This is a genomic window from Micromonospora tarensis (genome assembly GCF_016803395.1).
GTDB lineage: Bacteria > Actinomycetota > Actinomycetes > Mycobacteriales > Micromonosporaceae > Micromonospora > Micromonospora tarensis.
Genome location: NZ_JAEVHL010000414.1, coordinates 1 through 3,165 on the forward strand (window position 1 = coordinate 1; position 3,165 = coordinate 3,165).

Genomic DNA, 3,165 nt, shown 5'->3' on the forward strand with positions numbered 1-3,165 from the left:
GTGACCGGGGCGACCGCGAGCGTGGCGGCGACCGGGGCGGGCGTGGCCCGGAGCGCGGTGACCGTGGCGAGGGCGGCGGCAACGGCGGCGGCGGCGAGGGTGGTGAGGGCGGCGAGCGTCCGCGCCGCCGGACCCGGCACAGCTGATCGTCGTACCTCGCATCACCCACCCCTCGTCGAACCGGGAGCACCACGTGAGTCGGGCCGTCAGCGCGCCGTTTCCACCGGATCGACGGGGGGTGGCCCCGTCTCGGGACACCGGGGCGGGTCGCTCCGGCGGCACCGCCCGCGCGGTGACCCGGACACTCAGCGACGACCCGCTGGGCGGCACGGTACGTCGTACCGTGCTGCCCAGCGGCCTGCGCGTGCTCACCGAGGCGATTCCGGCGATGCGCAGCGTCTCGTTCGGCATCTGGGTGGCGGTCGGTTCGCGGGACGAGACCGGCCCGCAGGCGGGCGCGGCGCACTTCCTCGAGCACCTGCTCTTCAAGGGCACCCACAAGCGCACCGCACTGGAGATCTCCTCGCAGATCGAGGCGGTGGGTGGTGAGACCAACGCCTTCACCACGAAGGAATACACCTGCTACTACGCCCGGGTGCTGGACGAGGACCTGCCGCTCGCGGTCGACGTGATGTGCGACCTGGTCGCCGACTCGCTGTTGGAGCCGGCCGACGTCGAGACCGAGCGCGGCGTGATCCTGGAAGAGATCGCCATGCACGACGACGAGCCCGGTGACGAGGTGCACGACCTCTTCGTCCAGGCCGTCTACGGCCAGCACCCGCTGGGTCGGCTGATCTCCGGCACCGCCGAGACCGTCACCCCGATGACCCGGCGGCAGATCCAGAGCTTCTACCGGGGCCGCTACACCGCGCCGCAGATCGTCATCGCCGCCGCCGGCAACCTCGACCACGCCGCGGTGGTCAAGATGGTCCGCCAGGCCGTACGCGGCACCCCGCTGGACAGCGACCCGGCCAGCCCGGCGCCGCACCGCGCGGCGACCCCGGCGGTACGCACCAAGCCGGCGACCACCGTGGTGGAGCCGAAGGAGACCGAGCAGGCTCACGTCATCCTCGGCTGCCCCGGCATCGACCGGCTCGACGAGCGACGGTTCGCCCTCGGGGTGCTCAACAACGTGCTCGGCGGCGGCATGTCCAGCCGCCTGTTCCAGGAGATCCGCGAGCAGCGCGGCCTGGCGTACTCGGTCTACTCCTACGCCAGCCAGTACGCCGACACCGGCCTGTTCGCCGTCTACGCCGGCTGTGCCCCCGGCAAGGTGGACGAGGTGCTGGCCCTGACCCGCGCCGAGCTGGCCCGGGTGGCCGCCGACGGGTTGACCGAGGCCGAGGTGGCCCGGGGCAAGGGGATGAGCAAGGGTTCGTTCGTGCTCGGCCTGGAGGACACCGGTTCCCGGATGAGCCGGCTGGCCAAGGGTGAGCTGCTCTACGGCGATCTGATGCCGGTCGACGAGTTGCTCCGCCGGGTCGACGGGGTCACCGTGCAGGACGTGAACGTCCTCGCCGCCGAGCTGCTCAGCCGACCGATGTCGCTGGCCGTGGTGGGCCCGTTCGGCGCGGGCGACTTCGCGGTCTGAGGGCGGCTGTCCCGGACGCCTGCGGAGCCCTTTCGGCCTGGGCATCCCGGCGAATGGATCCCCCGGATCCGACCCGAGGGGCACGCCCTGATTGGGATAGGTTGTGCCCCGTGACTGACGAGCAGGAGAAGACCCCCGCCGGGCTGGTGCGGGTCGGTGTGTTTGGTGCGCGGGGCCGGATGGGCATCGAGGTCTGCAAGGCGGTCGACGCCGCCGACGACCTGACCCTGGTGGCGTCGATCGACCAGGGCGACGACCGGTCCGCCGTCGCCGCCGCCGAGGTGGTCGTCGACTTCACCACGCCGGACGTCGTCATGGACAACCTTCAGTGGTGCATCGACCAGGGCATCAGCGTCGTCGTCGGCACGACCGGCTTCACCGAGCAGCGGCTGGAGCAGGTGCGCGCCTGGCTGGCCGGCAAGCCAGACGTGGGTGTGGTCATCGCCCCGAACTTCGGCATCGGCGCGGTGCTGATGATGCAGTTCGCCGCGCGCGCCGCCCGACACTTCGAGTCCGTCGAGATCATCGAGCAGCACCACCCGGGCAAGCTGGACGCCCCGAGCGGCACCGCCACGCACACCGCCCGACAGATCGCCCAGGCCCGGGCCGAGGCCGGTCTCGGCCCGGTGCCGGACGCCACCAGGGACGAGGTGCCGGGTGCGCGCGGCGCCGAGATCGACGGGGTACGCGTGCACGCGGTGCGCGCCACCGGCCTGGTCGCGCACCAGGAGGTGCTGTTCGGCGGCACCGGCGAGACGCTGACCATCCGGCACGACTCGTACGACCGGGTGTCGTTCATGCCGGGTGTGCTGCTGGCCGTCCGCGCGGTGCGCGACCGCCCCGGCCTCACCGTCGGCCTGGACGCCCTGCTCGACTGACGGCCCAGGTCCGTCCACCGCGTCGCTGGCCGAGATCTTGGACAGTTTCCGTTACGCGCTGACGGAAACTGTCCAAGATCTCGGGGAGCGGACCGGGTAGCATCCCGCCGATGATCGATGGTGGACATCTGGACCGGGTCGGTCGACCGGTCACCCTGCGCCCGATTGATGACGACAACTGGCGGGCGGTGGCCGACGTCGCCCCGCGGGACGACCAGCGCCGGTTCGTGGCCGCGTTGGGCGCGCGTTACCTGCTGCTCAGCATGCGCTCCGAGGTGTGGAACTCGCTCGCGGTGTACGCCGACGAGACCGTCGTCGGCCACGTCATGTGGGGCGTCGACGACGACGGCTCGCACTGGATCGGCGGGATGCTGATCGACGCCGCCGAGCAGGGCAAGGGCGTCGGCCGGGCCACCGTGCAGACGCTGGCCCCCTGGCTGGCGGCCCGAGAGGGCATCCCCCCGGTCCGCCTCTCGTACCACCCCGACAACACCCCGGCCGCAGCCCTCTACGAGTCCCTCGGCTTCCACCCGACGGGTGCGCTGGACGACGACGAGTTGATTGCCGAACGAACCCGTGAGCCCCGCGATCCTGCACTTCCGGTCGCGACACAAGGCGTATCCTCCCGCATCTCGACGACCGAAACTGCAAGATCGCCGGGGTGGTCGGCCCGGCCTAGCGGGGGAGGGACGGGGT

Annotated in this window: 3 protein-coding genes; all 3 read left to right on the top strand. The window is 71.8% G+C overall.

From position 1 onward, the window contains the following. The first annotated feature begins 193 nt into the window (after positions 1-193). Complete coding sequence (locus tag JM949_RS34835; RefSeq protein WP_203152314.1) at positions 194-1,591, top strand: M16 family metallopeptidase; 1,398 nt, start codon at positions 194-196, stop codon at positions 1,589-1,591. A 110-nt stretch (positions 1,592-1,701) separates the two neighbouring features. Next, positions 1,702-2,469 carry a 4-hydroxy-tetrahydrodipicolinate reductase gene (gene dapB / locus JM949_RS34840; protein ID WP_203152316.1) on the top strand — a complete coding sequence of 256 codons (768 nt, stop codon included), beginning with the start codon at positions 1,702-1,704 and terminating at the stop codon, positions 2,467-2,469. A 110-nt stretch (positions 2,470-2,579) separates the two neighbouring features. After that, a partial coding sequence (locus JM949_RS34845; protein WP_203152317.1) for a GNAT family N-acetyltransferase occupies positions 2,580-3,165 on the top strand: 586 nt, incomplete at its 3' end.